Source organism: Streptococcus sp. 2342 (assembly GCF_013276795.1).
Taxonomy (GTDB): Bacteria; Bacillota; Bacilli; order Lactobacillales; family Streptococcaceae; genus Streptococcus.
On record NZ_VMLR01000020.1, the window covers coordinates 1,892 to 4,771 of the forward strand.

The 2,880-nt window shown below is 30.3% G+C and carries 3 protein-coding genes; all 3 read left to right on the plus strand.

What is annotated here, in order from left to right:
• A partial coding sequence (locus tag HT689_RS09485) for a restriction endonuclease subunit S (RefSeq protein WP_173281012.1) occupies positions 1-422 on the plus strand: 422 nt, incomplete at its 5' end.
• The gene (locus HT689_RS09490) at positions 422-2,161 is read left to right on the plus strand and encodes a DUF262 domain-containing protein (protein ID WP_173226529.1); all 1,740 of its coding nucleotides are present in this window, start codon (positions 422-424) and stop codon (positions 2,159-2,161) included. The genes HT689_RS09485 and HT689_RS09490, both read left to right, overlap by 1 nt.
• Positions 2,162-2,329: 168 nt before the next feature.
• Positions 2,330-2,680 (plus strand): DUF2513 domain-containing protein, encoded by a 351-nt coding sequence (locus tag HT689_RS09495; RefSeq protein WP_240148123.1) that lies wholly within the window; start codon positions 2,330-2,332, stop codon positions 2,678-2,680.
• The last annotated feature ends 200 nt before the right edge of the window (positions 2,681-2,880 follow it).

Consider the following 2,880-nt stretch of genomic DNA (forward strand, 5'->3'; position numbering starts at 1 on the left):
TGGATTCTTTGGCAAAAGGCAACTTACCTTTAATTTCTGCTAGAAAATTTGGAAATGGTCTAAAGGGATTCGTTGAAACTGAACCACGAAAAATTAAATCATCAAATGTGATAACTTGGAATAAAGATGGTGATGGTGGAGCAGGATTAGCCTACTATCAAGAATTTAAGTTTGCAGTTGATTCACATGTGTTTGTACTATATGCAAAATTTCCAGCCAATAAATACAATCAGTTATTTATTGTTACTTTACTTTCTAAATATAAGGAAGTTTTTAATCATGGTAGAGCAAATTCTTTATCAAGGTATAAAGCTGGAAAAATAATGTTACCAAGTAAAGATGGCTTACCTGATTTTGTTTTCATGGAACAATACATGAAGCGACTCGAAAATAGAATTATAAAGAACTGGAGATTAAATTAATGGTTTTAATTGAAAGTTCACAAAAGACGGTTGAGGAACTACTAACCTTCTTCACAAATAGTAAGACTCTGGAAGTGCCGCTATATCAGAGAGAGTATTCGTGGGAGGAAAAAAACTGGGAAGAATTTTACAATGACTTTTTACGTGCATATGAAAGAAAAAACTCAACAGACTATTGGGGAAACATATTAATTTATGATAATGGAAGCAGTTACGAAGTTGTTGATGGTCAACAAAGAATAATAACCTTCATTGTTTTTATTCACAGTTTAGGGAAAAAAATTAATAATAATGGAAAAATTCCTTTAAAATTCAAAAATTCTGAGTTAAATAGAGTTTGGGAAAGTTTATTTGATGTGGAAGATAATGGAGTTCCTAAGGAGCTTCATGAACGAAGAGGTAATAATTTTTATCGAGCATTTAGATTCTTCCAACGAAAATTGGCTTCTGAATCAAAACATATGAAGACTCGGTATTTTAATTTCTTAATGCAAACTCAGTTTTCTATAGTTACTTCACAAGACGAAGTTGAGAGTTATTTACTATTTGGTAGATTAAACACAAGAGGGATAAGGCTCACAGATATTGATTTAATTAAATACGAAATTTTTCAGAAGACAGAAAGAACCATGGGTGTCGCAGGTGGTGATTCTGTCTTGGATAAGTGGAATGAAATTCATAGGCAATTAGAAGTTTGTAAGATGAATTTTACGAGATATTTCACAGCGTGGTTTGAAGTTAAGTATAATTTTAGTTCAGAAAATTTATATCAAAATTTTTGCGACATGATAGATGAATCGGATTACCTCAGAATACTGGATGGGTTACTGTATACAGCAAAAAATATTTCTAAACTTATTCTAGATAATACTGGGTCACCGAATAGAATAAAAAGAAACTTAGAGTATCTGATAAAAATATCGAACTCCTCCAAGATATATAATGTAATCATTTCTATAGTAGATATATCATTCGATAGTAAAATTAGGCTCTTTGAAATACTTTCAGTGTATGAATTTGTACGCGCTATTACACCACCTCCAGATACTATGGCTTCTCGTATTGATGGTTGGACACGTCCAGGGATAAGCTATACATATGAGGAAATTGAGGAAGCATATTCTGAGTTTGCATCTAAAATGGCCACACTTGCAACTAATTCAGTAGCAGCGCAAATCAGAACAGATATAGCTGTTTTAAAAGATAAATTAAATAGAAAATTACCTAGCAGGGAAGACTTTATTGATTTCTTTTCAAAATTGAGATATGCAGGTAATGGAGTTTATTTCGATAGAAAAAACGAAGAGATTATGTACTCTAGATATGCGATTTATACGTTAAATAATTGGTTAGAAGTGAGGCGTCCTACTCAAGGAGAGGCATATAGAGTCTATGATGAACCAGAATATAGTATAGAACATATTATTGAGAAATCATTGGGTAATGAACCTGAAGCGTATCAATTCAAAATAGGAAATTTAGTAGTTCTTGAAGATATTATTAATACTAGGTTAAGTGGAGAATGTGATTTATCAAAAAAAATCACAGAATATCAAAATTCGAGCTATCAACAAATAAAAGAATTTCTCAATAAAGAACATAGAAATTTTGATAATCGTTATAGGGCACAGAATGATATTGAATGGGAGATAGATAATTTTTCTGAACAAGCTATTTATCGTAGGGGAAGATATTTAGCGATATGTTTCTATGAAAAAGTAATAGGTTTATTGACTTAGGATTTATAAGTGAGGATGTAGAGAATTAATATTTTTTTCGGGAAAATACTTATTTTTCGGAAAAAAGAACGGTATATATTATGGTAAAATCCACTGATTTATCACTTGACCCTTCTATTAATAAGTTGTACACTGTAATTATATATCACCGAGTAGAGGTTTATTTGGATGAAGAGAAATATGGATTTATGTCGCTTGATACTTTTTAAAATTGAGGATGAGTATAAATCAACTGCGTTGTCTCATTTACAAATTGACGGATATGACATAGAGATAATAGCCTACCATTGTGACTTGTTGTTTGAAGCAGGTTTGATAAAAAGTTATAAACCCACATATGCTAGTGATAAAATCTATTTTTTTAGTGTTGGCGCTTTGACTTGGGAGGGGCATGATTTTCTAGATAAAATAAGAGAAAATACTATGTGGAATAGGACTAAGAATAGGATCAAAGAAAATGCCCTGCCTATGACTTTGGAAGTAATTAAAACTATAGCAACTAGTCTTATAAATGATTAGCTAAGTGTATATTTAAATGATTCTTTATCTTTATAAGAATAATAAATTATCCAAATTTTTATAAGTAACTCAATTTTTTGAAATTAATAAGCAATCAAAGTCTTTTAAATGTTTATATAAATCTATTTTAGAATTTGTTAAACAAAAACTTTATCAAATCAGATTTTATAATTTGTGCCAAGTTCAACTTAAAATTTTGT

Coding starts and splice junctions, on each gene's coding strand:
- HT689_RS09490 (WP_173226529.1), top strand. CDS start 422: ATGGTTTTAATTGAAAGTTCACAAAAGACGGTTGAGGAACTACTAACC.
- HT689_RS09495 (WP_240148123.1), top strand. CDS start 2,330: ATGAAGAGAAATATGGATTTATGTCGCTTGATACTTTTTAAAATTGAG.